General features: G+C 57.7%; 21 protein-coding genes and 3 tRNA genes. 12 read left to right on the top strand and 12 right to left on the bottom strand.

All coding sequences use genetic code 11. The features are described from left to right. Window positions 1-8 precede the first annotated feature (8 nt). The 3 genes from ispG to hemA form a co-directional block, all read right to left on the bottom strand. Window positions 9-1,130, bottom strand: a complete 1,122-nt coding sequence (ispG, locus tag AC2FNB_RS08025; RefSeq protein ID WP_480749690.1) for a flavodoxin-dependent (E)-4-hydroxy-3-methylbut-2-enyl-diphosphate synthase — start codon at window positions 1,128-1,130, stop codon at window positions 9-11. A gap of 72 nt (window positions 1,131-1,202) precedes the next feature. Beyond that, complete coding sequence (locus tag AC2FNB_RS08020) at window positions 1,203-2,417, bottom strand: helix-turn-helix domain-containing protein (RefSeq protein WP_496745560.1); 1,215 nt, start codon at window positions 2,415-2,417, stop codon at window positions 1,203-1,205. Window positions 2,418-2,546: 129 nt separating this feature from the next. Further along, window positions 2,547-3,770 (bottom strand): 5-aminolevulinate synthase, encoded by a 1,224-nt coding sequence (gene hemA / locus AC2FNB_RS08015; protein ID WP_496745558.1) that lies wholly within the window; start codon window positions 3,768-3,770, stop codon window positions 2,547-2,549. 335 nt (window positions 3,771-4,105) lie between these two features. On the opposite strand from hemA, the gene AC2FNB_RS08010 reads away from it, so the two are divergent. Further along, on the top strand, window positions 4,106-5,488 hold the full coding sequence (locus AC2FNB_RS08010; RefSeq protein ID WP_496745557.1) for a M20/M25/M40 family metallo-hydrolase: 1,383 nt from the start codon (window positions 4,106-4,108) through the stop codon (window positions 5,486-5,488). A gap of 46 nt (window positions 5,489-5,534) precedes the next feature. Here AC2FNB_RS08010 and AC2FNB_RS08005 read toward each other — a convergent pair whose 3' ends face one another. The 3 genes from AC2FNB_RS08005 to AC2FNB_RS07995 all read right to left on the bottom strand — a co-directional run bounded on the left by AC2FNB_RS08005 (window position 5,535) and on the right by AC2FNB_RS07995 (window position 6,790). Further along, on the bottom strand, window positions 5,535-6,518 hold the full coding sequence (locus AC2FNB_RS08005) for a DUF922 domain-containing protein (protein WP_496745555.1): 984 nt from the start codon (window positions 6,516-6,518) through the stop codon (window positions 5,535-5,537). Window positions 6,519-6,590: 72 nt separating this feature from the next. Further along, window positions 6,591-6,667 (bottom strand) — tRNA-Asp (locus tag AC2FNB_RS08000). A gap of 46 nt (window positions 6,668-6,713) precedes the next feature. Beyond that, window positions 6,714-6,790, bottom strand: a tRNA-Asp gene (locus AC2FNB_RS07995). Between the two features lie 551 nt (window positions 6,791-7,341). Between AC2FNB_RS07995 and AC2FNB_RS07990 the strand changes: the two genes are divergently transcribed. Further along, entirely contained in the window at window positions 7,342-8,079 is a 738-nt protein-coding gene (locus tag AC2FNB_RS07990) for a porin (RefSeq protein WP_496745553.1), read from the top strand. Between the two features lie 102 nt (window positions 8,080-8,181). Here the strand turns inward: AC2FNB_RS07990 and AC2FNB_RS07985 are convergent. Both AC2FNB_RS07985 and lon read right to left on the bottom strand, forming a co-directional pair. Beyond that, a tRNA-Val gene (locus AC2FNB_RS07985) sits at window positions 8,182-8,256 on the bottom strand. Between the two features lie 303 nt (window positions 8,257-8,559). Further along, entirely contained in the window at window positions 8,560-10,968 is a 2,409-nt protein-coding gene (gene lon, locus AC2FNB_RS07980) for an endopeptidase La (RefSeq protein WP_496745551.1), read from the bottom strand. Window positions 10,969-11,312: 344 nt separating this feature from the next. Between lon and AC2FNB_RS07975 the strand changes: the two genes are divergently transcribed. After that, window positions 11,313-12,467, top strand: coding sequence for a sugar-transfer associated ATP-grasp domain-containing protein (locus AC2FNB_RS07975; RefSeq protein WP_480749683.1), 1,155 nt, complete (start codon window positions 11,313-11,315; stop codon window positions 12,465-12,467). Window positions 12,468-12,484: 17 nt separating this feature from the next. On the opposite strand, the gene tgt is transcribed toward AC2FNB_RS07975, so the two are convergent. Further along, window positions 12,485-13,615: a tRNA guanosine(34) transglycosylase Tgt gene (gene tgt, locus AC2FNB_RS07970; RefSeq protein WP_496745549.1), complete on the bottom strand. Its 1,131-nt coding sequence runs from the start codon at window positions 13,613-13,615 to the stop codon at window positions 12,485-12,487. A 261-nt stretch (window positions 13,616-13,876) separates the two neighbouring features. Here tgt and AC2FNB_RS07965 point away from each other — a divergent pair, with 261 nt between their 5' ends. The 3 genes from AC2FNB_RS07965 (at window position 13,877) to AC2FNB_RS07955 (ending at window position 15,738) form a co-directional block, all read left to right on the top strand. Continuing rightward, window positions 13,877-14,770 carry an SPFH domain-containing protein gene (locus AC2FNB_RS07965; protein ID WP_480749681.1) on the top strand — a complete coding sequence of 298 codons (894 nt, stop codon included), beginning with the start codon at window positions 13,877-13,879 and terminating at the stop codon, window positions 14,768-14,770. Continuing rightward, entirely contained in the window at window positions 14,767-15,045 is a 279-nt protein-coding gene (locus AC2FNB_RS07960; protein WP_496745547.1) for an NfeD family protein, read from the top strand. Before AC2FNB_RS07965 ends, AC2FNB_RS07960 begins: the two co-directional genes overlap by 4 nt. Before the next feature lie 72 nt (window positions 15,046-15,117). Then, window positions 15,118-15,738, top strand: coding sequence for a hypothetical protein (locus tag AC2FNB_RS07955; RefSeq protein ID WP_496745546.1), 621 nt, complete (start codon window positions 15,118-15,120; stop codon window positions 15,736-15,738). Window positions 15,739-15,778: 40 nt separating this feature from the next. On the opposite strand, the gene AC2FNB_RS07950 is transcribed toward AC2FNB_RS07955, so the two are convergent. Together AC2FNB_RS07950 and AC2FNB_RS07945 are read right to left on the bottom strand one after the other, a co-directional pair. Further along, entirely contained in the window at window positions 15,779-15,982 is a 204-nt protein-coding gene (locus AC2FNB_RS07950; protein WP_480749678.1) for a hypothetical protein, read from the bottom strand. Window positions 15,983-15,986: 4 nt separating this feature from the next. Then, window positions 15,987-16,976 carry a hypothetical protein gene (locus AC2FNB_RS07945; RefSeq protein WP_496745544.1) on the bottom strand — a complete coding sequence of 330 codons (990 nt, stop codon included), beginning with the start codon at window positions 16,974-16,976 and terminating at the stop codon, window positions 15,987-15,989. A 170-nt stretch (window positions 16,977-17,146) separates the two neighbouring features. Here AC2FNB_RS07945 and AC2FNB_RS07940 point away from each other — a divergent pair, with 170 nt between their 5' ends. From AC2FNB_RS07940 to tpiA, 6 genes are all read left to right on the top strand, one after another. Continuing rightward, complete coding sequence (locus AC2FNB_RS07940) at window positions 17,147-18,529, top strand: adenylate/guanylate cyclase domain-containing protein (RefSeq protein WP_496745542.1); 1,383 nt, start codon at window positions 17,147-17,149, stop codon at window positions 18,527-18,529. 90 nt (window positions 18,530-18,619) lie between these two features. Then, window positions 18,620-18,982: an SUF system Fe-S cluster assembly protein gene (locus AC2FNB_RS07935; RefSeq protein ID WP_480749675.1), complete on the top strand. Its 363-nt coding sequence runs from the start codon at window positions 18,620-18,622 to the stop codon at window positions 18,980-18,982. A gap of 568 nt (window positions 18,983-19,550) precedes the next feature. After that, window positions 19,551-19,817, top strand: a complete 267-nt coding sequence (locus AC2FNB_RS07930; RefSeq protein ID WP_496745540.1) for a hypothetical protein — start codon at window positions 19,551-19,553, stop codon at window positions 19,815-19,817. Window positions 19,818-19,940: 123 nt separating this feature from the next. Next, a complete protein-coding gene (locus AC2FNB_RS07925; protein ID WP_496745539.1) occupies window positions 19,941-20,321 on the top strand; it encodes a HesB/IscA family protein in 381 nt (126 codons plus the stop codon). A gap of 97 nt (window positions 20,322-20,418) precedes the next feature. After that, a complete protein-coding gene (locus tag AC2FNB_RS07920; RefSeq protein ID WP_496745538.1) occupies window positions 20,419-20,994 on the top strand; it encodes a hypothetical protein in 576 nt (191 codons plus the stop codon). Between the two features lie 90 nt (window positions 20,995-21,084). Continuing rightward, window positions 21,085-21,834, top strand: a complete 750-nt coding sequence (tpiA, locus tag AC2FNB_RS07915) for a triose-phosphate isomerase (protein WP_480749672.1) — start codon at window positions 21,085-21,087, stop codon at window positions 21,832-21,834. 41 nt (window positions 21,835-21,875) lie between these two features. On the opposite strand, the gene AC2FNB_RS07910 is transcribed toward tpiA, so the two are convergent. Further along, on the bottom strand, window positions 21,876-23,111 hold a 1,236-nt coding region (locus tag AC2FNB_RS07910; protein ID WP_496745537.1), incomplete at its 5' end, for a tetratricopeptide repeat protein.

The raw sequence follows: 23,111 nt of genomic DNA, 5'->3' as shown, positions 1-23,111 counted from the left end.
GCTTTTTCCTATTCTGCGGCGTCCTTCAAGCCTTCCAGCTCCGCCGCCTTTTTCTCGACCTCTTCGACGATGTGATCGACCATCTGGTCGTTCGACATCTTGTGGCTGGCTTTTCCGGCGAGATAAACCATGCCGGATCCAGCACCGCCACCGGTAAAGCCCACGTCTGTCATCAGCGCTTCGCCCGGCCCGTTCACAACACAACCAATGATCGACAGGCTCATCGGCGTCTTGATGTGTTCCAGCCTCTTTTCCAGCGTCTCAACCGTTTTGATCACGTCGAACCCCTGGCGGGCGCAAGAGGGACAAGAGATGATGTTGACGCCCCGGTGGCGCAGGCCCAGAGATTTCAGAATCTCAAAGCCGACCTTGACCTCTTCCACAGGATCTGCGGACAGGCTGACACGGATGGTATCGCCAATGCCCATCCACAACAGGTTGCCCAGGCCGATTGCGGATTTGATTGTGCCTGAAACCAACCCGCCCGCTTCGGTGATACCCAGATGGATCGGGGCGTCGGTCGCTTCGGCAATGCCCTGATACGCGGCGGCAGAGAGGAACACGTCACTGGCCTTCACACTGATCTTGAAATTGTGAAAGTCGTTGTCCTGCAGGATGCGAATATGTTCCAACCCGCTTTCGACCATCGCTTCGGGGCACGGTTCGCCGTATTTCTCAAGCAGGTGCTTTTCCAGACTGCCCGCATTGACCCCGATACGGATCGAACAGTCATGGTCGCGCGCCGCTTTGATGACTTCGCGTACGCGGTCGGGAGAGCCAATATTGCCGGGATTGATCCTGAGGCAGGCCGCGCCCGCCTCGGCTGCTTCGATGCCACGCCTGTAATGAAAGTGAATATCCGCCACGATGGGAACCGGACTTTCGCGCACAATGTCTTTCAGCGCCTTGGACGAGGCTTCGTCCGGCACCGACACCCGAACGATATCCGCGCCTGCTTCGGCTGCTGCCTGAACCTGCGCCACTGTCGCGGCCACGTCAGTTGTCAGCGTATTCGTCATGGTCTGCACCGCAATTGGCGCATCCCCTCCAACGGGGACGTTTCCGACCATGATCTGACGGGATTTGCGGCGATAGATATTGCGCCACGGGCGCACATGATTCAGCGACATGAGGTCTGGTCCGCATCTGCTCCGGTTGTGGCAGATACATAGGCCGGACGCCCGGTGCCTGCAATGGTCGGATTACTCGCTGGGCGCCTCGACCGGTTGTTCAGCGATCTGGATCTGGGCCGCGGCAACCATGCGGGCCAAATCGTCGTCCTGCCCAAGATCGGCGACCTGATAGCGTTCCGTTACAGCACCGATTGACAGCGGTACGTTCTTGGTCACGATTCCACGTTCGCCTACAGGCCCGAAATGCTCACCATTCGTGGCGAAATAAATCGCGCCGCTTTCGCCTGCACGAAGCGTCGGCGGTTCTTCGGTCAGCGGCACCTCATAGGTTTCGCCCGACTCCATGATCTTCTCAAAGATCGTCGACCCATCTGCCGCTGTCACCCGCACCCACGACGGGCGCACCGCAACCATCGTCAGCGATGGCGCAGCTTCTTCCAGAACCTGGGGCGTGATTGGATGCGGCGCTGCCCGCTGCAATTCCGTGACCTGCACTTCCGGAAGCTCCGGTGTTCTAAAGGATCCGACGGTTCTGGGATCAAGGGTCGAAATCGGCGCGTCACGGGCCACGAGTACCGGCACGTCCAGCGCCTGAGGCCGGTACAGGCGGTCAAGCGCATCGGCGGAGGGCTTTGTTATCCCAGCCGTTTCCGTGACCGATTCACGGTTGCGCGCCTCTTGCAGCGGATCGAGATCGGTCAGCACGAGCGGTGCTTGTTCGACCGGGGCGACCTGGACCTGCTGAACTTCCTTAAGTACGGTCCAACCGCCATATCCGATACCGACGATCATCGCCACCAGCACAAAGAGCGAGCCCAAAGCGCGCGGCTCCACATGGCTCAAGAAGGAATCCTTGCCCGGAACGAAAGGTGTATTGGGGGAAATGAAGGGATCTCGCCCCATCGGGCCACGCGCGGGCAAAGCGCCTGTTGATTTCTTGACCACCGACGCCTCGGCGGACATGCCATGGGCAACTTCGAACCCGCTTTCCTCGCAGAATGTGGCAAATGTTTCATCCGGGTTCATGCCCAGATAGCGGGCGTAAGAACGCACATACCCGGCGATAAAGCCGGGCGTGTCGAATGCTTCGGGTTCAGCATTTTCGATGGCAGCTATATAGTTCGCCTTAATCCGCAACTCACGCTGAACATCCAGCAACGACTTGCCCATTGTCGCGCGCTCACCGCGCATCACATCGCCAAGTCGTAGCTCGAAGTCGTCAAACCCTTTGGGTCTGCCGATATCAACTTCTCCGGAGTCGCGCTGATTGCTGCGCCCAATCATTCCTGCCGCCCCATGTTGCCTGCCGCGATTCTTACACGTAGCTGTCAATCGTCCCCATAACGATTCGCTCGTGCTTTTGTTACCGTAAGACTAACACGCTGCAAACGAGTTGCACACCTTGGCCTCACCTTATCCGGCAAGTTCGGCGCGATTTAGCGCACAATGTGACCAAAGTTCGTCCAAAGCTTGAACCAAACGGTTCATTTCTTTGGGCCCATGCACTGGTGATGGAGTAAAGCGCAAACGCTCGGTTCCACGCGGGACGGTCGGGAAATTGATCGGCTGAACGTAGATGCCGTAGTTGTTCAACAACATATCGCTCAATTTCTTGGTATGGACAGGATCGCCGACAATTACGGGTACAATGTGGCTGCCATGGTCGATAAGCGGTAAACCCATCCCCTTGAGGCGCAGCTTGAGAACGCCGGCCTGCGTCTGGTGTTGTTCACGCAATTCCGGCGCCTGCTTGAGGAACGCAACCGACGCAGCCGCTCCGGCCGCTACTGCGGGCGGCAGTGACGTGGTGAAGATGAAGCCGGGCGCGTAAGACCGGATCGCGTCGCACATTTTGGCGCTGGCCGCGATATAGCCGCCCATCACGCCGTAGGCTTTGGCGAGCGTGCCGTTGATGATGTCGATCCTATGCGCTAACCTGTCCCGTTCGGTCACGCCGCCACCGCGGGGACCGTACATGCCGACCGCGTGCACTTCGTCGATATAGGTCAGCGCGCCGAATTCGTCGGCCAGATCACAAATCTCTTCGATTGGGCCAAAATCACCGTCCATCGAATAGACCGATTCAAAGGCGATCAGCTTGGGAGCGGCCGGATCGTCAGTTTCGAGCAGTTCGCGCAGATGAGCGACGTCATTGTGGCGGAAGATACGCTTGGCCCCGCCATTCCGGCGCACGCCTTCGATCATCGAGGCATGGTTGAGCGCGTCGGAATAGATGATCAGGCCTGGAAACAGCTTGGGCAGCGTCGAAAGCGTTGCGTCATTGGCAATATAGGCAGAGGTAAACAAAAGCGCCGCTTCCTTGCCATGCAGATCGGCCAGTTCGGCTTCAAGGCGCTTGTGATAAACGGTAGTGCCCGAAATGTTGCGGGTGCCGCCCGACCCTGCCCCGGTGGCGTCGATGGCCTCGTGCATGGCGGCCAGAACAACCGGGTGCTGTCCCATGCCCAGATAGTCGTTGCCACACCAGACCGTAATGTCCTGCTGGCTGCCATCGGGACGTGTCCAGACCGCATGCGGGAATTGCCCCTTGCGACGTTCGATATCGATAAAGGTCCGGTAACGGCCCTCTTCATGCAGCTTGGCAATCGCGGAATCGAGCTGAGCAGTATAGTCCACCGGTGTCTCCTTCATCATCCGTCCGCTTTCCCCATTTCAAGCTTCCGGAGCCATCCACCAACGCCAACAAATTCACGTTCATGAATGAATATCTTTCATGTACCTTCAGATCAACTGCCTATAGTCCGGCAAGACGACGCAGCTTTGATTTGCATCAAATATATTTTTAAGACCGCTCAAACAAGCAAAGTTCCGGCGCACCGGCGCGAGGAAACGACGCAGCCGCGTGGCAGCGCCCGGATTCCATCATAGTACATGATTTCTCGCACCCTTGCACTGGACTGTCCTGCCGCCGGTGCTAGGCTCCCCGAAAATTGATCACTCAGGAGCTTTCCATGTCGCTAGACCCCGTACTCAACCGGATCGATTCCGATCTGCCTGCTGCCATTGACCGGTTGATGGAACTGCTGCGCATTCCGTCGATTTCGACCGACCCGGCTTACAAGGAGCAATGCGAAAAGGCGGCTGATTGGTTGGTTGCCGATCTCAACTCCATCGGCATCGCCGCGCAAAAGCGCATGACACCGGGCCATCCGATGGTCGTTGGTCGCGTTGGAGAAGACAGCTCCGCGCCGCACGTGCTGTTTTATGGTCACTACGATGTGCAGCCCGTTGACCCGCTGAATTTGTGGAAGCGCGATCCGTTCGACCCTGCCCTCGAAGAGACCGACCATGGGCAGGTCATTCGCGGGCGCGGCTCATCAGATGACAAAGGCCAGCTCATGACTTTTGTCGAAGCCTGTCGTGCATGGAAGGCCGTTCACGGCAAACTGCCCTGCCGCATCACCTTTTTCTTTGAAGGCGAAGAGGAATCCGGTTCACCTTCTCTTATCCCGTTCCTTCAGGAAAACGCCGCAGAGCTCCAGGCCGATCTGGCGCTGGTTTGCGACACTTCGATGGTGTCCCGTGGCGTGCCCTCGATCGCATCGCAACTGCGCGGCATGCTCAAGGATGAGTTTACCATTGTCGGACCCCGTATCGATCTGCATTCCGGCCACTATGGCGGGCCGGGCCTGAACCCGCTGCGCGAACTCTCGCGGATCGTTTCGTCATTTTATGACGAGGAAACCGGGCGCGTGGCTGTCGAAGGGTTCTATGAAGGCGTGCATGAAGTGCCCGCCGACCAGTTGCGCCAATGGGAAGGTTGCGGTTTCGACGAGGCGGAATACCTCAATTCCGTCGGCTATTCGCAAGCCCACGGCGAGAAACGGTACTCGACACTGGAACAGCAATGGGCGCGTCCGACGCTCGAGGTCAATGGCTTGTGGGGCGGTTACAACGGAGCTGGCTCCAAAACCGTGATCCCGTCCGAAGCACATTGCAAGATCACCTGCCGCTTGGTCGGCGACATGGATCCCGACGCCCTGCGCGACAAGATCCGCAAACACGTTCAGGATCGCCTGTCGCCAGATGCCAAGATCGTTTGGGACAACGATCTGGAAGGTTCACGCGCTTCGGTCATGAATATCACCCGCCCCGAATTCGAAGCCGCACGAGGCGCGCTGTCGGATGAATGGGACCGCGAGGCCGTCTTTACCGGCATGGGCGGATCGATTCCCGTTGTCGGGTTCTTCAAATCCATTCTGGGGCTGGATTCGATGCTGGTCGGCTATGCCAACGACGATGATGCCATACATTCTCCGAATGAAAAGTACGATGTCAAAAGCTTCCACAAAGGCATCCGTTCGTGGGCGCGGATTCTGGATGCGTTGAACTAGCGCGCGGTCGGCACCGGCCGCTTTCTGGCCGGTGCCCGCCTCATTGTCAGGGGTCGTGGGACATATCCAGCACCACGCCTTCGTTCTTGCCGTGATCCGATTGGCCAGGTGAATCATAGGCGTCCTGCTTGTCCTGCCATCCTTGCGTTTCGTCTTTCCAATGGGTAGGCAAGTCTGCCTTTTTGACGTTTTCCTCGGTCAGGTCAGCTTCAAAGGCATCCACACATTCGTTGAAAATCTTGTGGTGATTGTCCTCGTGGGCCTTCAGCTTTTTCCACATCGTGTCCCAGCTGCCCTTTTGACCCTTGTTTCCCTTCGAGTAGTTTTTCCACTTGGGCATGGTAATGATCGGCTTGGCAGTGATTGTTATAGTCTTGATATGGCCATCCAATTGAAAAGAGGCGCTCATCGATGCGTTCGAACGGTAGCGCCCCCAGAACTGGCGCTTGTTGAGGTTATCGAACACCTGCTGAATGGTGTTCCCAACGACGGAATATGTGACCAGCTTGGGGCTGGAGATCGACCGTTTCACTTCTGCCGGATCGGGCGGTACGTCTTTCAGTTCAACGCCTTGCTTGTAGCCACCCAACTGTTTGTCGTCATAGTCCTGTGAGGCTTTCTTTATGCCTTCCTTGATCTTTTTCGCCGCTGAGGTGAAGCTTGACTTGTCCAGATCCATTCCTTCGAGTTCCTTGATGGATTTGGCCGCGGCTTCCAGTGCCAGTGCGTGCAACTTTCCCAGATATTTTTCCAAAGCCTTGACCATCCGGTTCCACTCGGCCTGCCGGTCCTTGGTGCTTTTCGACTGCTCCTTCCACTTCAAAAGCGTCATCTCTGGCTTTAAGGAAAAGGTGATCTCGGTCACCTTCTTGGACTTGTCGTATTTTGGGATGAGGCTCGGGTTGGCATTATAGCTGCCCCAGGTTGGCCGTTTGTCCAGAATGGTCGATAACGCTTCAAAATCGACGCCGGACACGGTCAGCATTTTCTTGGACGGTTTCGGCAGTTTGGTCTTTACCTTTATTGCCATCTCATTCTCCCTCACGCTCGGTACGTAAAAGAAATCCTAACACAACTCTGGCGCTACTTAAGGGGAAAGAATTGGCGCGGTTGACGGGGCTCGAACCCGCGACCCCCGGCGTGACAGGCCGGTACTCTAACCAACTGAGCTACAACCGCGCATATGTCTTGAACCCATTGGCCCGGATCCTGGGCTGGACAGCGGTGGCGCGGTTGACGGGGCTCGAACCCGCGACCCCCGGCGTGACAGGCCGGTACTCTAACCAACTGAGCTACAACCGCTCGCTGCCCGTTCATTGCTGAACGTTGGGGTGTATTATGGCTACGCCCGTGCATCGTCAAGCGGCGTTTCCAACTTTTTTCAAGCGGGGGCAAGAAATTCCCGCCCGCTACCAGAGGGAAAGACCCGCATTACATCGGAAGAACAAAATATTTTCTTTTATTTTCAGATTGTTGCAAGGTGACGCTCTAGCTATGAGGTGCATGTTTACACCGCCCATTCGACGCAACCCTGTGACGCTTCGAAGTGAGTGACGACACCGTGCCAACACCTTCCCGAAAAGATGTGTCCCCGGAATCAGATGACAGACCTCGATGGCCACCAGACAATCTGCGAAGACGCGTAATTCGTTGAGTTGTCCCAAATGTACAGATCAAAACCCCCGATATTCCATTTTGTACAACCGCTGCCCCGATGGATCGTGCTCGCCGCGCAACAGAGCTGAACTTTTGCGCGCGCCCGCTACCTGAGCGCGAACGTTGCAGATATTTCGGCGACAGTGGAGCCGGCCAATTTCCGGACCGGACCACATAAAAAAATCAGGAGCAGAATCTTGAAAAACATTATTGTTTCCGGTGCCTTCGCAGCCGGTTTTTTGGCGAGTGCCGCGCATGCGGTGGAAGTTACCGGCGGGTATATCGACCTGGGGTATTCGACTTTTACCGACAATGATCTCGGCAGCAAATACAACCTCAACGGTTCGGGTGAGCTTGCCTTTTCGCGCCAGTTCAGCCTGCAGCTGGATCTTGGCGGCTACAGCTTCCGCGAGATCGATGAAACCGGCACCAACGTTACGCTTCACGCGAACTACCACGCCAGCGAAGATCTGTCGCTGGGTGCGTTCTATGGTCAGGACTCGCTGGATGTCACCGGCGCGGGTACTTTGGACATCGATTTCTACGGCATCGAGGTCGGATATGACGCAGGCCCGGTCGCCATCGAGGGCTATCTGGGCCGTCAGGATCTGAGTGATTTCGCGGGTACGGACGGCACCATTTTCGGCATCTCCGTTGCCAGGTTTGCGACCGAAGAATGGGAACTTTCGGCAAACTATGACTATATCGACAATTTTGGCGGACTTATTGACGCCAGCACCTTTTCATTTGGTGCAAACTACCATTTCAACGAGGGTGCGGAGCTCTATGGTGAGTTGGGAACCGGACGCCTTGAAGTATCCGGTTTCAGCAGCACCGAAGCCTATGTCGGCGTGGGCGTGCGGATGAACCTTGGCAATGCGCGCGGCACCACCTTTGGCCGTCGCGGCGTTCTGGACAAGCTTCCTGGCCTGTAAGACAGCGAACCCCGGCGCATTATCTGCGCCGGGGTCACTTTGAAGTCGAGACTCTTCGGTACTCCGCACGTACCTGAAATCCCTTGTTCACCGAGGTTTTGATGGTGGGTGATAAGAGATTTGAACTCCTGACATCTTCGATGTGAACGAAGCGCTCTACCACTGAGCTAATCACCCATGGGCGCGGGTATTACAGCGTCTTCCATACCTTCGCAAGAGGCCAATCCTGAATGTGCCTCCTAAATTGCAAGCCAGCGGCCAAGCCACGATATTTCAACCGGCAATTCCTTGATTCTGTAAGATAATTTAAACACCAATGTAGATCTGGGCATACGTCGGATACACCTTTCGACTTTTCAGCCAGCGCCGGGTGTCGCGGTGCGAAGCTTTCTGCGGGAGTTGGGAATGTAGAAATTCCTGAAGTGGAAGCAAAAAAAGGCGGGCCGCGATGCCCGCCTTTTCAAAGTTTTGCACCCGTGCTCAGTGAGCGGTTGCGGATGGTCCCGACTCGCTGGCCGTTTTTGCTGCGGCCGCGGCCGCCTCTTCCGCCGCCTCGTCCCATTCGATGGGATCGGGCTGGCTGACCAGAGCATGTTTCAGGACCTCGGACACATGGCTGACCGGGATGATGGTCAACCCGTCCTTCACGTTATCTGGGATCTCGGGCAGGTCTTTTTCGTTTTCCTGCGGGATCAGCACCGTCTTGACGCCGCCGCGCAGGGCCGCCAGCAGCTTTTCCTTGAGACCTCCGATGGCACTGGCATTGCCGCGCAGGGTGACCTCGCCGGTCATGGCAATGTCCTTGCGCACCGGAATGCCGGTCAGCACCGACACGATGGCCGTGACCATCGCCAGACCGGCGCTGGGGCCGTCCTTGGGCGTGGCACCGTCAGGCACGTGTACGTGAATGTCCCATTTGTCGAACTGCGTCGGCTTGATGCCCAGCTTGGGCGAGATCGACCGGACATAGCTTGACGCGGCCTCGATCGATTCCTTCATCACGTCGCCCAGCTTGCCGGTGGTCTTCATCCGGCCCTTGCCCGGCAGGCGCAGCGCCTCGATGGACAGCAACTCGCCACCAACCGAGGTATAGGCCAGACCGGTGACGACACCGACCTGATCTTCAAGCTCGGCCAAGCCATAGCGGAATTTCGGCACGCCAAGAAAGTCGCTGAGGTTGTCGGGCGTCACGGTGACGCTGTCGGCCTCTTTCTTGATGATCTTGGTCAGCGATTTCCGCGCAACCTTGGCAATCTCGCGTTCCAGATTCCGCACTCCCGCCTCGCGGGTATAGGTGCGGATGATCGCGGTCAGCGCCTCGTCTGTCAGCTCGAACTCCTTGGCTTTCAGCCCGTGGTTCTTGATCTGCTTCGAGATCAGGTGCTGTTTGGCGATTTCGCGCTTTTCATCCTCGGTATAGCCGGCGAGCGGAATGATCTCCATCCGGTCCAAAAGCGGCCCGGGCATGTTGTAGCTGTTGGACGTGGTCAGGAACATCACGTTCGACAGGTCATATTCGACCTCGAGATAGTGATCCATGAAGGTGTTGTTCTGTTCCGGGTCCAGCACTTCGAGCATGGCCGAGGCCGGGTCGCCACGGAAGTCCTGCCCCATCTTGTCGATCTCGTCGAGCAGGATGAGCGGGTTCGTGGTTTTGGCCTTTTTCAGCGACTGGATGATCTTGCCGGGCATCGAACCGATATAGGTGCGGCGGTGACCGCGGATCTCGGATTCGTCGCGCACCCCACCCAGCGAGATGCGGATGAACTCGCGCCCCGTCGCCTTGGCGACGGATTTGCCCAGCGAGGTCTTGCCCACGCCCGGAGGACCGACCAGACACAGGATCGGACCCTTGAGTTTCTTCGAGCGCTGCTGCACGGCGAGGTACTCGACGATCCGTTCCTTGACCTTCTCAAGGCCATAGTGATCGGCATCCAGGACTTCCTGCGCACGGCCAAGGTCTTTCTTGACGCGCGACTTGGTGCCCCAGGGCAGCGACAGGATCCAGTCGAGATAGTTGCGCACGACGGTGGCCTCGGCCGACATCGGGCTCATGTTCTTGAGCTTCTTCAGCTCACCCTCGGCCTTTTCGCGGGCCTCCTTGGACAGCTTGGTTTCGGCGATCTTCGCCTCAAGCTCGGCCACTTCGTTGCTGCCGTCCTCGCCGTCACCCAGTTCCTTCTGAATGGCCTTCATCTGCTCATTCAGATAGTATTCGCGCTGGGTCTTCTCCATCTGGGATTTGACGCGGGTCTTGATCTTTTTCTCGACCTGCAGAACCGACATTTCGCCCTGCATCAGACCATAGACCTTTTCCAGCCGCTCGCTGACCGACAGCGTTTCCAGCAGGTCCTGCTTTTGTTCGACCTCGATGCCCAGGTGGCCCGCGACCAGATCGGCCAGTTTGGCGGGCTCGGCGGTCTCGCCCACAGCCGAGAGCGCCTCTTCGGGGATGTTCTTGCGCACCTTGGCGTAACGCTCGAACTCGTCCGCGACGGTGCGGATCAGCGCCTGGGTGGTGGTCACATCGCCGGGGATTTCGGTCAGATATTCAGCCCGTGCCTCGAAAAAGTTTTCGTTTTCAAGGAACTCGGTGATCTTTACCCGTGCCTGCCCTTCGACCAGAACCTTGACGGTGCCGTCGGGCAGTTTCAGCAGTTGCAGCACATTGGCCAGCACACCGGTATCATAGATGCCGTCGGTGTCAGGATCGTCCTCGCTGGGATCGATCTGGCTGGACAGCAGGATCTGTTTGTCATCCTGCATCACCTCTTCCAGCGCCCGGACCGATTTGTCGCGACCGACAAAAAGCGGCACGATCATGTGCGGAAACACCACGATGTCGCGCAGCGGCAGGACGGGGTAAGAGGAATTCAGAGGCTCTTGCATGCTCTATCCTTATTCTTGGCAAGACGACCCGGCCCCAGCAATCGGCGGCATTGGCCCGTCTCCACATTGGATGCTTTTATCTGGTACTGCGGTTGATGTTTTTCAAGCTCGCTGCCCTGGTGTTTGACCTCACCTTGCCTTCGTGAGACCGGGATCACAAGAGTGCAAACGCCATCGAAGCCACAATACCCGCCAACTGGCAGATTTTTTCACAAGGCGCGTTACCTGAGACTTCCTGGCGTCCACTGAAACGCGCATCTGAGAGCTGCCACAATTCGGCCATCCGCTCTGGCTATATTGGCGGAAAACGGTTTGTAGCAGATTCGGAAACAAAGGCAGGCAACATGAACCAGCAAAGCACCCTTTCCGCAACAGAATTGGACAAACAAAGCTACTATTCGGCTCGGGACAGCAGTGACAAAGAGCTTTTGACCTATGCCGCAAGGAAAACGGGACGCTCTCCGTTGAAAATCCACCGCGAGTTTCGACAGCTCGCCAAATCGCCCAATCGCATCAACCTCGTAGAATATGTCCGCAACGGCTTATACGACTTGGACAGGTATTCTGAAGAAGAACGTTCGCGATTCATTTCCAACGATTTGCATTGGCCGATCACACATAAATGCAATGATCAGAGCTGGGCAGGCGCAGCCGAAGACAAGATCCTCGCAGCGACCATACTGTCGGCGGGCGGTGTGCCAGTTCCTGAAACAATTGCTGTGCTTGATTCTTCCTCCCGAATTTATCCGAAAACAAAAAAGATTTCGTCCGCCGACGAATTGCGCAACGTGTTGTCGGAGCACGCGAGCGAAACGCTGTTTGGAAAAGTTGTCGGTGGTATGGTCAGTTTCGGCGCGTTCCGCATCGAACATGCAGATCACGACCATATACATTGTACCGGTCAAGACCCGATGAGCTATTCGGAATTCATTGAAAGCTTTGTCGGCAACAATGCGTATGTCCTTCAACGGGAGTTGAAAAATCATGCTGATTTTTCAGATTATTGCTCGGCTCTCGCAACCGTTCGGATGGTAAACCTCGTATCACCTTCAGGTGTCCACAACCCAATAGCCATCATCAAAATGCCCCAGGGGAATAACATTGCGGATGCCTTCTGGAGGCCGGGCAACCTTGCCTGCGAGGTCGATGTCGGCACTGGTCGAATTCGGACAGTCGCGCTGCGTGGACTGGAAACCGAATTTCTGGACGATCATCCCACTATCCCGGGGCTTATTGGGCGACAACTGCCTTGCTGGAAAGAGTTGATAGAATTCAATAACCGTGCCGCCCGACTGTTTGCGCCGATCCGGTATCAATCAACGGACATCGCGATCACGAATGCCGGCCCTGTGGTCGTGGAGATCAACTATGGCGGCGGTTTTGATTTGCCCCAATACGCCAGCGGTCGTGGGTTGTTGACTGCTGACGTTCGCTCCTTTTTTGAAGATTGCGGTGTTGACCTGAACGCAAAGCCCAAAAAGGGGCTATTTTCTCGCTAGCCTGTTCGTCGTAATGGTCACAGCGGCTCGATATCTCCCTGTGCCCGTTGGGAATGAAATCCCGCCTGCCAGGCCGCAAACGTGCCTGCCGCAATCGCGTCTCGCATGCCCTGCATGATGTCTTGGAAGTAATGCAGGTTGTGCCAGGTCAGCAGCATCGAGCTGATGATCTCCTGACTGCGGAACACGTGATGCAGGTAAGCGCGGGAGTAGTTCCGGCAGGCGGGGCAGGAACAGTTTTCATCGAGCGGGCGGGGATCATCCATGTGGCGGGCATTCTTGATGTTGAGAACGCCATGCCGGGTGAACACCTGCCCGGTACGGCCCGAGCGGGACGGCAGAACGCAATCCATCATGTCGATGCCGCGCGCCACGGCGCCGACAATGTCGTCGGGCTTGCCCACCCCCATCAGATAGCGGGGCTTGTCTGCAGGCAGGAAACCGGGGGCGTAATCAAGGCAGTCAAACATCGCCTGCTGCCCCTCGCCTACGGCCAGACCACCGACGGCATAGCCGTCGAACCCGATCCGTTTCAGCGCCTCGGCGCTTTCCTCGCGCAGGTCCTGTTCCAACCCGCCCTGCATGATGCCAAAGAGGGCATGGCCGGGGCGGTCACCGAACGCCTCGCGCGACCGGTCCGCCCAGCGCATGGAAAGCCGCATCGACCCGGCAATGCGGTCGCGGTCGGCAGGCAATGCCGGGCATTCGTCGAAACACATGACGATATCCGATCCCAACAGTCGCTGGATTTCCATCGACCGTTCCGGGGTCAGTTCGTGTTTCGAGCCGTCGATATGGGATTTGAAGGTCACGCCCTGTTCGGTCAGCTTGCGCAGCCCGGCCAGCGACATGACCTGAAACCCGCCCGAGTCGGTCAGGATGGGGCGTTCCCAGTTCATGAACTTGTGCAGGCCGCCCAGACGGTCAATGCGTTCCGCCGTGGGGCGCAGCATCAGGTGATAGGTATTGCCCAGCAGGATGTCGGCCCCGGTCTGACGCACGCTTTCCGGCATCATCGCCTTGACCGTCGCTGCCGTGCCGACCGGCATGAAGGCTGGTGTACGGATCTCGCCGCGTGGTGTGTGGATCACACCGGTACGGGCCTTGCCGTCGGTGGCGTGCAGGTCGAATGAAAAACGCTCGGTCATGTCTTTTGCCCCGGATCGCTGAACCGGGCAGGCTTTGCCTGATTGGCCCCGGCATTGCAAGCGGTTCGCATCCGAATCGCCTTTTGGCACCCGCCAAGGCGGGCAAAGGCCGGATGCAAAACGGTCACATGGCTTTTATGGAGACGCCAATTCGCAGGAATGGTGACTTGCGCCACCAGACGCTCTCCTCCTACCAGTATTGAAATTTTGCGACTCAATCACCAAATGCATACCACGGTATACAAAAACTGAGGGACACATATGACCGAAGAACTGATCATTGGCCTTATTACGCAGAACATCATCTACGTTCTGGCGGCGATATTTGTCGTCATCATCATCTTCAAAGGCATCAAGATTGTGCCGCAATCCGAGAAATACGTGATCGAACGGTTCGGGCGGCTGCATTCGGTGCTTGGGCCGGGGATCAACTTTATCGTGCCGTTTCTGGACGTTGCACGGCACAAGATTTCTATTCTGGAACGCCAGTTGCCGAATGCGACGCAGGATGCGATCACCAAGGACAACGTGCTGGTTCAGATCGACACTTCGGTTTTTTACCGCATTCTGGAGCCGGAAAAGACTGTCTATCGCATCCGTGATGTCGATGCCGCCATTGCAACGACCGTGGCGGGGATCGTGCGTGCCGAGATCGGCAAGATGGATCTGGACGAGGTGCAATCCAACCGCGCCCAACTGATCTCGCGCATCCAGGAAAGCGTCAAGACGGCGGTCGATGACTGGGGAATCGAAGTGACGCGGGCCGAAATTCTGGACGTGAACCTGGATCAGGCGACGCGCGACGCAATGTTGCAGCAGCTGAACGCCGAACGCGCCCGCCGCGCCGAAGTGACCAAGGCCGAGGGCCAGAAGCGTGCCGTCGAGTTGAACGCCGATGCCGAGCTTTATGCCGCCGAGCAGACCGCCAAGGCCCGCCGCATTCAGGCCGAGGCCGAGGCTTATGCCACCGAGGTTGTCGCAAAGGCAATCCGCGAGAACGGTATCGAGGCGGCGCAGTACCAGGTGGCGCTGAAGCAGGTCGAGGCGCTCAATGCGCTGGGCAATGGCAGTGGCAAGCAGACCATCGTTCTGCCCGCCAACGCGATGGAAGCCTTTGGCGACGCGTTCAAGATGCTGAAAGGAGGCAAGGCATGACCGAACCGCTCTGGTCCATCTGGTGGATCTGGCTGGCCGGGGCGCTGATCCTGGCCATAGCCGAGGTGCTGTTGCCGGGGTTCATCTTTCTGGGGTTTGCCATCGGCGCAGCGGTGACCGGTCTGCTGCTGGTTCTTCCCGGCCTGTCGATTTCGCTGCCGGTGCTAGTGTTGATCTTTGCCGTGCTGTCGCTGGCCGCGTGGCTGATCCTGCGCCGCCTCTTTGCCCTGCCCCATGGGCAAGTAAAGCGGTTCAAGGACGACATCAACGGCTGAGCCCTAACCGGATCTGCCAAATTCTGTTATCCTGTCGGCATTTGACCAAGTTGCTTGTGCCGTCAGGATGATATGGAAAATCAAATTGACCGCATCAATGCACTGACAAGTAACGCCAGAAACACTTGGTTCGTGTTGCTCGGCGCACTGATTTTTGTCGGCCTCACCCTGATGCAGGTGGACGCCATCGACTTTTACGGTGTGGATCGGGCCACGCAGCTTCCGCTTGTCAACGTCTCGGTTCCGACACGCCTTTTCTTTTACGCCGCACCGTTCCTGGTTGCGGCCGTCTATGGCTATTTCCACCTGTATCTGATCCGCCTTTGGGATGCGTTGGGACCGGCCCCCTACCAGAACGATTTTGCCGAACCGCTTTCCGATCTCATTCAGCCCTGGCTGGTATCGGACGCCGCTTTCGATCGGCAGAGCGACTGGCGGAACGTGTTTCTGAATGCGTCGGTGGAGGTTCCGCCTGAACTGAGGCAGTGGATGGGTGACCCCTGTCAGTGGCGATGGGCCGAAACCTATCGGGACGACAACGGACCGTTGTCCGACGCGGAATTCTTTGGCATGTGGCGCGGCTGGCTGGAAAGGGCACAGGACCAGTTGATCACCTGGGAACAATATGCCCCCGACCGCTGGCGCGAAGTGCCTGCGATTGCTCCACCATCCGAATGTACATGGGCTGAATAGCTTTTGCGGCGTGACGTCAACGGCATCCGGCGATGCAGTATCACCCCTCGCCTTCGGGCTCTTCCTCGGCCTTGGGTTTGGCGGTACCCCATTTCCAAAGCCCCCGGATCACCAGACTCACCGCGAGACAGATCACCAGCAGCAGACCAACGCCCGCGTTTGTGTCGGGCGCGGCCCAGCTGACCAACCCGATACCGGCAAGCAGGCCGAAAGCCCCCCAGGCCCCGTAAGACAGCCAATCCATCGCGTCAGTCCTTTCCGAGGAAAGACAGGATCTCGTTGCCCCATCTGTCCGCCCAGTTGCCGATTGTGTCGGACAGGCTGTCCTCTTTCCAGCCATCAATCCAGAGATCCTGCTTGGCCTCGATCTCGTCCCGCCAGGCCTCGAATTTCTCGCGTGCCTGCGTGGCGGTTTCAACGTCGGACAGGTCCATGCGCAGGATCAGGGCGTCCGAAGCGCCTTTCTGATGCGTGGGGCTCCACGCCAGAACGAACGGCCCTCGGTGGCCCTGCAATGTGCTGATATCCGACTCGGTCAGCGCGGCGCGGGCATCGTTGAGCGCCTTCAGCGACGTGCCCAGCCCATAGTCATCCACGGCTTTGGCGCACCCTTCTTCATCGCTTTGCGCCATTGCCTCGACGGCAACGTAGTCCTGATTGACTGGCCATACAGTAACGAGCTGGCGATCCAGTGGCTGTTCGACCTCGGAATAGGCAAGGATGGCCGCAACATAGCCACGACATACATTGAGAAACCGGTCGCGATCCTGCGGCAGGGGCTTGGATTTGAACGAGATAATCGCATAAGCGGCAAAATGCTCGGGCGGGAACATGCCTGGCCCCGCAAAAATTCGGGTGGCCCGGCCCTGATCGGAAGGCGGACGCAGAGCGGCGACTGCGGTATCCGGCACGGCAGTGGCGGGCCTCGATGGGGTTGCAGGTTGAACCGGCGTGATTTGAAGCGACCCACGGCTTTTCGGAACAATCACGTAGCCGTTGGAATTGCTGTTGGAATAGCCATAGGTGCTCCAACCGCCGCCCGAAGTGCCACAGTAGGTGCAGCCACCCCATCCGCCACCGCCGGTTTCACCACCGCCGCCGCCGCCGCTGTCGCCACTATGCTGTTCCTCTTCTTCCTCATCGCGCGAGTAATCGTCCTCCGACTGGGCGAGGGCGAAGTGCGAGAGGAGAGACGGTGACAGGAATGCCATCACCATCAAAAGATAAAACACGCGCATGGCTCAAACCCTCAAAACAATGGGGTTATTGTAGCATTTGCATAGATTTTTTTCCAGTTCTCCTTCTGGTTTAGCGCTGCACGTGGCCTGCGAAATCTTTCCGCTTTCTGGTTTGGCCGTGTTAGATTGGTGAAACAGACCACGGCGAATGAACCCGGAAAGCCCACCGCATGCCGATATTGCGATCCTATCCGGACGACCTGTCCTTTGAGTGCCGGGATGGCGAGAGCCTGCTGGAGGCGGCGAAGCGGGCTGATTTGCCTTTGACCCATGTCTGCGGCGGAAAGGCGAAATGTTCAACCTGCCGGATTTGGGTTCTGGACGGATTGGAACATTGCCCCGAGCGGTTGGAACCGGAGCAAAAACTGGCCGATCAGCTTGGGCTGGACCCGCATGTGCGCCTGTCGTGCCAGCTGCGCCCCTCTGGCGATATTTCGTTTCGGCGGCTGGTTCTGGATGAGACCGACATCATGCTGACCAGCCAGCTTGACGCGCGCGGCGAGCGCAAGGTCGGGGAATTGAAGAACGTGGCGGTGTTTTTTTCGGATATCGAAGGGTTTACTGGGATATCCGAAAGCCTGATGCCCTATGACGTCATGCATCTGCTGAACCGCTATTTCGCCCAGATGGGCGAGATCATCGAGAGCAACTCCGGCTATGTCGACAAGTTCGTCGGCGACGGAATGATGGCGATTTTCGGGATCGACGATCAGAATGAAGCGCCCCTGCGCGCGGTCAACGCCGCATTGCAATGCCTGACGGCGATCGACCGGATGAAGCCCTTTTTCAAAAGCATGTATGACATCGATTTTGACGCCCGGATCGGATTGCACTGGGGCGAGGCGGTCATCGGATCGGTTGGATCGGTCGGCAGTGCGCGGCTGACCGCAATTGGCGACGTGGTGAATGTGGCCAGCCGCGTGGAGAGCGCCAACAAGGAAGCCGGAACCCGGTTTCTGGTGTCGGAGGCGCTGCACGAGCAGGTCAAGGAGAGCGTCGAGACCACCGATTTTGTGCGTGTGAGGCTGCCCGGAACGTCGCAACGCACCACCCTTTACGAAATCTCCGAGTTAAAGCCGCAAGCGGCAGCCCGAATGAATGCGACCTCGGACCGGGAGACGATGCGTTTTGCCGGTCGCAACTGGACGCGGGTTTTCGAGGTCGACTCGATCAAGGATGGTGAGACTCGGATCGTCGAGTTTTCCAGGCTTGACCTTGCGATCCTGCGCCGCGGCGAAAACTTCTATGCGTTCAACAACGCCTGTCCGCATATCAACCTGCCGCTGTTCAACCGCCGCCAGAATCTGGACGATCCCGACCGGCTGCGCCCGGACGAAAGCGAAGCGCGGGACGACGAGGTGGTCTGCCGCTGGCATCACAGCCGGTTCGACCTGGCCAGCGGCGAGGTCATCGTGTGGTGCGAGTTGCTGAACGATGACGGGACATCCGAAGGCATGGAGTTTCTGGGCGATATTTCAAAGAACCGCAAACCCTTGCAGACCTTTGCGACCCATGTTGACGACGGTTTTTTGTGGATCGCGTTGGACACATGAGCGCACCATTGGCCGAACTTCCCCGCCCCCTCTGGACGCTGGTTGCCGATTTCCCTATATAATTGCTCAGGTAACCGACCCGAGGATCAGATGACCCACGCCACCGAACCGCTTGAAGGCGCGCCGCTGATTGCGCCCTCTTCCGTTGACCATCCGCTTTACGAACCGGTCGTGGAAGCTTGCCGGACGGTCTATGACCCGGAAATCCCGGTCAACATCTATGAGCTTGGCCTGATCTATACCGTCGACATCAATGCCGAGAATGACGTCAAGGTCATCATGACGCTGACCGCGCCGGGCTGTCCGGTGGCCGGAGACATGCCGGGATGGCTGGTAGACGCGATCGAGCCGGTGCCGGGGGTGAAAAGCGTGGACGTGGAGCTTACATGGGAGCCGCCCTGGGGCATGGAGATGATGTCGGACGAAGCCCGGCTTGAGCTTGGCTTTATGTAACTGACCGGAAGATCCAGGAACTTACCGAGGCGTAGCAATATTGTTACGTCTTTGTTTTAGACCCGTTACAATCAACTGCCAATCTGTCGGCGGTCACGCTTTGGCCGTGCCGGTGGGGTCTTTCCGTTTTGGTTCATCCCCCCAAGGATTGCGACCCTGTTCTGAGGACCGCTCTGCCCGGGGCGGTCCGTTTTTTTCTGCCATTTCCAATGCCGCGAATCGGTCAGGAAACTCCAAGTGAGAATTCGCGGTCAGGTTCACGGCGTGGGCAACTGCCAACCCTTTTGTTTCCCGAATGGAAACCCTAGCGCCATATCAACAACATTGTCCCCGTTGATGGATATTTGGGCAATTTCAAGGCAAAATTGTGTCCCTTTTTTCTGGCGAAATAGGTGACCAAGCGGTTAGCTTTCTCTCAATGATCGCAAAAGGGGGCTGTCGATCTTCAGTCGTATCCGTTCGGCATCCGGTTGGCCGCGCAGGGGCTTTCGCCTCGCCTCCTCGGCCAGCACGTAAAAGGAAAACGTGAATCCGGGTGTGCTGCAAGGTGTGAAAGGTAGGTCCGCCGTTGGTTCCACTCACGATTTATGGCGTCATTTTCGTCGTCACCTTCGGCCTGTACATGCTGATCGTTCGCATGGTTTCCTATTCGTTTCAGGCCGTGATGACGCGCTATCCGGCATTGAAGCCCGCCAGCACATCGTATTTCAACCGTGGCGCGCAATATGTCGGTTTCACCTTTGAGGTGTTCACAATGCTGGCCTATTGGCCGGTCATCGTGCTGTTGGCCATGTCGTTCGGTATCGTATTCCTGCCTGGATACATCTTCCGCTGATCTGCGGTGGAATTCTCTGATCGCTTATCCTGAACACGGAATGAATCATTTCTGCGGCAGTCTCTTGAGCCTTGTTGCCCGCGCCACTAAATTGAGGAAGACGCGCGACAATCGGAGACCGCAATGTTCGGCATTCCCGGCAAGCAGGCCGTGACCATGACCCCACGGGCCGCAGCCCAGATCAACCGCCTGATGGAAAAGGGCGGCCATGCAGGTTTGCGCATCGGCGTCAAAAAGGGCGGCTGCGCGGGCATGGAATATACCATGGACTATGTCGACGAAGCCGAGGCGCATGACGAGGTGGTCGAACAGGACGGCGCGCGGGTGCTGATCGCGCCGATGGCGCAGATGTTCCTGTTCGGGACTGAGATCGATTATGAAGTCTCGTTGTTGGAATCCGGGTTCAAATTCAAGAACCCGAACGTCGTCGACGCCTGCGGTTGTGGGGAATCGATCAAGTTCAAAGACACAGACCATGAAGAGGATAAACCTCTCGCGCAGTAACCTGAGTTGCCTCTGGGTCTAGGATCGCGATTTAGGCTTCAATAATACTCAATTGACAGTTTCCATGCTACACTCGTGTTTTTCTAGAGGTGGCACCATGGATATTTCAAGGTTCTCTGTCGCCCTGCATTTTGATCAGGCCGATATTAACCGAAACCCGGATTTGCAAGACCCACAGTCGATTGATCCCGCAACCGCCCTTGCCGGGGCCGCTGCGGCGGCAAAAGTCGGTGAGTTTGTCTATAAAGTCGGCCAAGACCTTGTTCCCAAGCTAAAGTCAAACCGCCCACTGTTGATACAGATCCTCGACTCAGGGCCGGGCGAGAACGAAGAGACTTACGATATTTTGCTTAGATTAACGAATATCGGAGCAAACGGAGTTTATGTAGAAAAGGTGGTTTTAGTACAGGCCCCAGACGAACCCGCGACTGCGTTCAAGCGCAATAAAAAGATAAGTTACGGTCCGGATAAAAAAAGGGACCTGCCATTGATCATCCCCCCCAACAAACAACTGGAAATCACTATAAAATGTGATCCGAAAATATATTACGAAGACAATGTTCCGAGATCACAAGGTTCTTTCAGAATGCACTACTGCAGTCTTGATGAGGGCGAAGTAAAGCCATCAGAACAAGTCCGTTTTAAACTGGTGGGTCTCAACCCACGTACCTAATCCCGGAATGTACTTGCCCTGTGATTGTCACCCGTGCGCGCCGGTGCTATCCCCAAGGCCAAGTTTTGACAAGAAGACGGGGACGGATGAATGCGGCGTAAACTGGCGGCGGGCAACTGGAAAATGAACGGCACCGGTGCGTCGCTGGCCGAATTGGAGGCGCTGGCGCGGGCCCACCCTGCCCCCGGTGTCGACATCCTGATCTGTCCTCCGGCGACATTGCTTGCGCGCTCTGCCCAGACACTTGCCGGATCGGCCATTGCCGTAGGCGGGCAGGATTGCCACGCCGCCGCCTCGGGCGCACATACCGGCGATATCAGCGCCGATATGCTCAGGGACGCCGGCGCGACAGCGGTGATCGTCGGCCATTCCGAGCGGCGCGAGGATCATGAGGAAGACAACGAAGCCGTCCGGGCCAAGGCCCGCGCCGCGATGGAGGCCGGACTGACGGCGGTGATCTGTCTGGGTGAAAGCCTGGCGCAGCGCGAGGCTGCCAACACGCTGGATATCATCGCGGGGCAGATGTCGGGGTCGATCCCGGATCAGGCGACCGGTGAAAACCTTGTGGTGGCCTATGAACCGATCTGGGCCATCGGCACCGGCAAGGTGCCGACGCTGGAACAGATCGGGGAGGTGCACGATTTCATCCGCACGCGGCTGGAACGCAGGTTCGGCGCGGGTGTGGGGCGGTCGGTGCGGCTGTTGTATGGCGGCTCGGTCAAACCGGGCAACGCGGCTGACATTTTTGGTGTTCCGAACGTGGATGGCGCTTTGGTGGGTGGGGCAAGCCTGAAAGCGGCGGATTTCTCGCCAATCATCGCAGCACTGGAAGCAATCTGAGACTTTCCGCTGCGCTCAGGGATATATGGCTTGCAGGCCTGTCAAACCTGACCGTCGATCACATCGCCTACCAGTTTTTGAATGCCCTCGCGCAGCCGCGCATTGCTGGCCGGATCGCTGTATGGCTGCCAGTTCTGCCGGGATTTGACAAAACCGGGCTGAACCGCCTCGCACCGGTCCAGCGCCTCTCGCGCCTCTTCGAGCCTTTCAAGCAAGGAGAGTGAAATCGCCAGGATGAACAAGGCTGGCGCGTAATCCGGTTGCCGGCGCAGGGCGCGACGGGCACAGTCCACTGCAGCGTGAAAATTGCTGCTGTTGGCATGTGCCCGGGCCAGGAATGTCAGATGCGAATGCAGACTGGCATCCGCAGGATTGAGCCTTTGCGCCTTTTGCATCAGCCCTATCCCATCCGGTTCGCCCGCCAGATCGGATTTGTTGCCCAGCGCGTGCAGGGCATAAGCATCGTTGGGATTGAGATCGACGGCGATCCGGGCTTCGGCCAGGGCATCATCGAACCTTCCCAGCCACTGGAATGCGGTGCTGAGTTCGTGGTGCGCAAAGGAGGATGCCTCGTCGCATTCGATGGCCCGATTGGCGGCGTTCATGGCGCGCATGGCGGTTTCCGCGCGGTCGCTGGTCATCCCAGTCAGCATCTCGATGTTATAGGACATTGCCAGCCCTGCGTGGGCCTCGGCAAAGTCAGGGCGCAGTTCGATGGCTTCCTGGTACAGCTTCCTCCCTTCGGCGACCCCTTCGGCGGTGCGGCGTCGAACCAAGGGCAACGCACGCATGCACATTTCCCACGCCTCGAGGTCTTCGGCACGGCGGCCGGAAGAACGATTGGCCTCCGCCACCACGAGTTCAGGCGCGATATGGGCGGCGATGTTCTGCACGATTTCATCCTGCACCACGAAGATGTCGGACAGGTCGCGGTCATATTTTTCGGCCCAGATGTGACGTTCCGTGGCACAATCGACCAACAGCACGCTCACACGCACGCGGGGTCCGGCCTTGCGAATACTGCCTTCCAGCACATAGGTCGCGCCCAGTTCGCGACCGATATCGCGAAGGTTCACGTCGCGCCCCTTGTACTGAAAACAGGAATGGCGCGCGATGACTGGGAAAGTGCGCCAATGGGTCAGCGCAATGATGATATCTTCGGTCAGGCCGTCGGCGAAGTATTCCTGCTCGGGATCGCCACCGATATTGGCGAAGGGCAGAACGGCAATGGCTGGCCGGTCGATCCGACGCTGCGGTTCCCCGTCCTGAACCGTGCC

The sequence above is a fragment of the Ruegeria sp. BHSB058 genome, from assembly GCF_059613285.1.
This window is presented reverse-complemented; position numbering and strand designations above follow the sequence as displayed.

Bases quoted from the DNA above. Each gene is read 5' to 3' on its own strand.
- ispG (WP_480749690.1), bottom strand. From the start codon at position 1,130: ATGTCGCTGAATCATGTGCGCCCGTGGCGCAATATCTATCGCCGCAAA.
- AC2FNB_RS08020 (WP_496745560.1), bottom strand. From the start codon at position 2,417: ATGATTGGGCGCAGCAATCAGCGCGACTCCGGAGAAGTTGATATCGGC.
- AC2FNB_RS08010 (WP_496745557.1), top strand. From the start codon at position 4,106: ATGTCGCTAGACCCCGTACTCAACCGGATCGATTCCGATCTGCCTGCT.
- AC2FNB_RS08005 (WP_496745555.1), bottom strand. From the start codon at position 6,518: ATGGCAATAAAGGTAAAGACCAAACTGCCGAAACCGTCCAAGAAAATG.
- lon (WP_496745551.1), bottom strand. From the start codon at position 10,968: ATGCAAGAGCCTCTGAATTCCTCTTACCCCGTCCTGCCGCTGCGCGAC.
- AC2FNB_RS07975 (WP_480749683.1), top strand. From the start codon at position 11,313: ATGAACCAGCAAAGCACCCTTTCCGCAACAGAATTGGACAAACAAAGC.
- tgt (WP_496745549.1), bottom strand. From the start codon at position 13,615: ATGACCGAGCGTTTTTCATTCGACCTGCACGCCACCGACGGCAAGGCC.
- AC2FNB_RS07965 (WP_480749681.1), top strand. From the start codon at position 13,877: ATGACCGAAGAACTGATCATTGGCCTTATTACGCAGAACATCATCTAC.
- AC2FNB_RS07960 (WP_496745547.1), top strand. From the start codon at position 14,767: ATGACCGAACCGCTCTGGTCCATCTGGTGGATCTGGCTGGCCGGGGCG.
- AC2FNB_RS07955 (WP_496745546.1), top strand. From the start codon at position 15,118: ATGGAAAATCAAATTGACCGCATCAATGCACTGACAAGTAACGCCAGA.
- AC2FNB_RS07950 (WP_480749678.1), bottom strand. From the start codon at position 15,982: ATGGATTGGCTGTCTTACGGGGCCTGGGGGGCTTTCGGCCTGCTTGCC.
- AC2FNB_RS07945 (WP_496745544.1), bottom strand. From the start codon at position 16,976: ATGCGCGTGTTTTATCTTTTGATGGTGATGGCATTCCTGTCACCGTCT.
- AC2FNB_RS07940 (WP_496745542.1), top strand. From the start codon at position 17,147: ATGCCGATATTGCGATCCTATCCGGACGACCTGTCCTTTGAGTGCCGG.
- AC2FNB_RS07935 (WP_480749675.1), top strand. From the start codon at position 18,620: ATGACCCACGCCACCGAACCGCTTGAAGGCGCGCCGCTGATTGCGCCC.
- AC2FNB_RS07925 (WP_496745539.1), top strand. From the start codon at position 19,941: ATGTTCGGCATTCCCGGCAAGCAGGCCGTGACCATGACCCCACGGGCC.
- AC2FNB_RS07920 (WP_496745538.1), top strand. From the start codon at position 20,419: ATGGATATTTCAAGGTTCTCTGTCGCCCTGCATTTTGATCAGGCCGAT.
- tpiA (WP_480749672.1), top strand. From the start codon at position 21,085: ATGCGGCGTAAACTGGCGGCGGGCAACTGGAAAATGAACGGCACCGGT.